This window comes from Nocardioides stalactiti (assembly GCF_014180715.1).
Classification (GTDB): Bacteria; Actinomycetota; Actinomycetes; order Propionibacteriales; family Nocardioidaceae; genus Nocardioides; species Nocardioides stalactiti.
Map to the genome: position 1 here is coordinate 3,478 of NZ_JACEFC010000161.1, position 3,829 is coordinate 7,306.

At 70.1% G+C, this 3,829-nt stretch carries 5 protein-coding genes; 3 read left to right on the forward strand and 2 right to left on the reverse strand.

What is annotated here, in order from left to right; genetic code table 11:
• On the reverse strand, positions 1 to 182 hold a 182-nt coding region (locus H0487_RS22975; RefSeq protein WP_220793639.1), incomplete at its 3' end, for a hypothetical protein.
• On the opposite strand from H0487_RS22975, the gene H0487_RS20780 reads away from it, so the two are divergent.
• From H0487_RS20780 to H0487_RS20790, 3 genes are all read left to right on the forward strand, one after another.
• Positions 147 to 1,487: a glycoside hydrolase family 5 protein gene (locus H0487_RS20780; RefSeq protein ID WP_183096132.1), complete on the forward strand. Its 1,341-nt coding sequence runs from the start codon at positions 147 to 149 to the stop codon at positions 1,485 to 1,487. The two genes, H0487_RS22975 and H0487_RS20780, sit on opposite strands and share 36 nt — an antisense overlap.
• 106 nt (positions 1,488 to 1,593) lie before the next feature.
• A complete protein-coding gene (locus H0487_RS20785; RefSeq protein WP_183096133.1) occupies positions 1,594 to 2,439 on the forward strand; it encodes a Bax inhibitor-1/YccA family protein in 846 nt (281 codons plus the stop codon).
• Between the two features lie 73 nt (positions 2,440 to 2,512).
• A complete protein-coding gene (locus tag H0487_RS20790; protein ID WP_183096134.1) occupies positions 2,513 to 3,412 on the forward strand; it encodes a catalase in 900 nt (299 codons plus the stop codon).
• A 6-nt stretch (positions 3,413 to 3,418) separates the two neighbouring features.
• Here H0487_RS20790 and H0487_RS20795 read toward each other — a convergent pair.
• A partial coding sequence (locus tag H0487_RS20795; protein ID WP_220793640.1) for an alpha/beta fold hydrolase occupies positions 3,419 to 3,829 on the reverse strand: 411 nt, incomplete at its 5' end.

The window sequence follows — 3,829 nt, forward strand, 5'->3', positions numbered from 1 at the left end:
ACGCCCGCGAACCCGCTGTCGAATCCGGACCTTCCTCCCGCGAATCGGGACTTGTCGCCGGACGAGATGCGGTTTCGGCGCAGGTAGGTCCGGATTCGGCGCAGGTAGGTCCGGATTCGGCGCAGCTGCGGCGTCGCGGCCGATGGATGGTCGACCCGCTGGGCCGGGTCGTCATCGTCCACGGCTTCAACCTGGTCTGGAAGCGGGCGCCCTACGTCCCGCCGGCCACGGCCGCCGGCTTCACCGGGTCCGATGCGCGCTGGCTCAAGCGCCACGGGTTCAACGGCGTCCGCCTCGGCACCCTCTGGGCGGGCCTCACGCCCGACGCTCCCGGGGTCGGCGACCCGCAGTACCGCGCCCGTTGGCAGCGGATCATGGACCTGCTCGCCGCGCAGGGCATCTGGATGCAGCTCGACGCCCACCAGGACATGTGGCACGAGACCTACGGCGGCGAGGGCGTGCCCGACTGGGCGATGAGCCGGCCGGCGCCCTACAACCTGCTGCCGCCGATCAACCTGCCGTTCCCGTTGGGCTACTGGACGCCCGAGGTGTCGACCGTCTTCGACGAGTTCTGGGCCAACAAGGACGGGCGACTCGACGGCTGGGTCAAGGCGTGGGAGGTCGCGGCGCGCTGGTGGCGCGACCAGCCCTACCTGATGGGCTACGACCTCATCAACGAGCCGTGGATGGGCCTGGAGTGGACGGCCTGCCTCACCGGCGGGTGCAAGGCGTCGTACACCAAGGAGCTCCAGCCGGCGTTCGAGAAGGCGACCACCGCGATCCGGGCGATCGACCGGCAGAACATCGTCTGGTGGGAGCCCCAGCAGTTCGCGGGCGGCCAGAAGATCCCGACCTACCTCGAGCCGATGGCGGGGGAGACCCGGCTCGGCCTGTCCTGGCACAACTACTGCCAGGACGTGTTCCTGGAGTCCCAGGGCATCCCGGGCGGCGACGTCGAGAACTGCTGGGAGTTCAGCCGCGACCGTGAGCAGCACGCCCTCGAGCAGGCGGCGCACATCAACGCAGTGCCGATGATGAGCGAGTGGGGTGCGACCGACAACGTACGGGCGGTCGAGATCGACGCAGCGGTCGCTGATGAGCACCTCATGGGCTGGTTGCACTGGGCCTACAAGCGGTGGGACGACCCGACGACGGCCGACGACGCGCAGGGCCTGTTCACCGACGACGCCGACCTGACCTCGGTCAAGACCGAGAAGGCCCGGCGGTTGGTGCGGACCTACGCCCAGGCGACCGCCGGCATCCCGCTGGGGATGTCGTTCGACGCCGCCACCGGCGACTTCCGGTTCCGCTACCGGCCGGACCGGAGGATCGCGGCGCCGACGGAGATCTTCGTCAGCCCGCTGCACTACCCCGACGGCTACGTCGTCACGGTCCAGGGCGGAACGGCGACGCGACAGCCGGGACGGATGGTGCACGTGCAGCCCACTGGGGACAGTGCGGTCACCGTGACCATCGAGGGCCGGTGAGACTGTTGCCACTTCGGGGAACGTCAGGGGTCGGCTGCGCGTTCTTCGGGTATCTGACTCCCTAGACTGGGTGTCACCTACTCAAGGAATCCCTTCGGAGGAGACCATGCAGAGCAACAACCCCATCTTCCGTCGGTCGGAGGAGTTCAGCCGGCCGGCACCGTACGGCCAGGCGTCGTACCAGGAGTACGCCCCGCAGGGCCACGGCGAGCAGGGCTACGCCCCGCCGACCGCCCCGTCCAGCACGGGCCGGATGACCATCGACACGGTCGTCCAGTCGACGGCGATCACGCTCGGCGTGGTCATCCTCACCGCCGCCGCGACGTGGGTCCTCACCGGTGACATCACCAACGACCCCGAGGGCGCTATCCCGATGCTGAGCGCTGCGCTCTTGATCGGCAGCCTCGGCGCCTTCGCCTTGTCGATGGTCAACTCGTTCAAGCGCATCGTGAGCCCGCCGCTGGTGATCGCCTTCGCGGTGTTCGAAGGTGTTGCGCTCGGCGCGCTGAGCAAGTTCTACGACGCCGTTTACGGCGCCAACTCCGACTACGGCGGCATCGTCACCCAGGCCGTCCTCGGCACCTTCGCAGCGTTCGCCGGAACGCTGGCGGCGTACAAGTTCTTCGAGATCAAGGTCGGCCAGAAGTTCCGCACCTTCGTGATCGCCGCGATGTTCGGCATGGTCGCGCTCAGCCTCATGGAGATCGTCCTCAGCCTGTTCGACGCCGGCCTCGGTCTCTACGGCAACGGCGCGCTGGGCCTGATCTTCGCGGTCGTCGGCCTGGTGCTCGGTATCTTCATGCTGATCCTGGACTTCGACTTCATCGAGCAGGGCATCCGCAACGGCATCCCGGCAGCCGAGTCGTGGCGCGCGGCGTTCGCGCTGACCGTCAGCCTGGTCTGGATCTACACCAACCTGCTCCGGATCCTCGCGATCCTCCAGCAGGACTGACCAGAACAAGAGCCGAGCGAGGGCCCCGGAGCGATCCGGGGCCCTCGTCGCTTTTTCTCGCTAACCTCCCCGCATGACGAGCGAGCCGACGCCGGAGCAGGCCATCACGCGGATCCAGGCGGCGTTCGGGGAGCCGCACGGCGACTACCGGACGCTCCACGCCAAGGGGGCGTTCTACGAGGGGACGTTCGTCGGGACGGCGGAGGCGGCGAAGCGGTGCCGCGCGCTGCACCTCCAGGGGGAGGAGGTGCCGGTCCTGGTGCGGTGGTCCAACGGAGGCGGCCGGTTCGCCGCCGACGGCGCGCAGGACGTGCGCGGCATGGCGGTGTCGTTCAAGCTCCCCGACGGTACGTCGACCGACCTGCTTGGCCAGACCGCACCGCGCTTCCCTGTCCGCACCCCCGAGGCGTTCGTCCAGATGGTCGAGGCCGCGGCCTCGCCGGTGAAGCTGGTCGGCTTCCTGGCCCGGCACCCCAGCGCGCTCGGGCCGCTCGTGGCCAACGGGCGCGCCAAGGCGCTGATCGCCCCGAAGTCCTATGCCGAGGCCACCTACTACCCCGTCCACGCCTACCGCTGGACGGCACCGGACGGCACCGAGAGCTGGGCGCGCTACGTCTTCCGGCCCTCGGGCGCCGCGGCCGCGCGGCTGCCGGACAAGTTCAGCGGCCGTGATCGGCTGCGCGAGGAGATCCTGGCCCGGCTCGCGGCCGGACCGGCGCGCTACACCGTCGAGGTGCAGGTCGCTGGTACCGGCGACGACCCGCACGACCCGATGTCGGTGTGGCGGTCCACCGACGTCTTCGACGCGGGCACGCTGACCGTGACCGGTCCCACCGCCGACCCGGAGGAGAACGGCGGTCTCGTCGTCTTCGACCCGACCCGCGTGGTCGACGGCATCGGCCTGTCCGACGACCCGATCCTGCGCTACCGCGCCGGCGCCTACTCCGAGTCGGTCACGCGCCGGGTCGGCTGACCCCGCTCAACGCGCGTCGTGGCGGTCGAGGAAGTCGCCGACGACGCTGAGGAAGCGGTCCGGCTCCTCCCACATGGCGCAGTGCGAGCTGTCCTCGAAGATGACCCGCTCGCTCGTGGGCAGCCCGGCGGCGAGGGCCTCCACCTGGGCCGGTGTGACCTCGTCGTACCGGCCGCCGGTGACCAGGGCCGGTACGAGGATCTCGGACAGCCGGGCGCGGACGTCCCAGTCCTTGAGGGTTCCGGTCACGGCGGACTCGCTCCTGCCCCAGAGCAGCCGGTAGGGCTCGCTGTTGGTCGACACGATCATCCGGGCGACGTCGAGCGGCAGGCTCGGCATCCGCATCACGTGGCGGCGGATGTACTGGAGCTCGACGACGGCCGACGCCGGGCCGCGGAGCGGCGGCAGCAGGCCGGC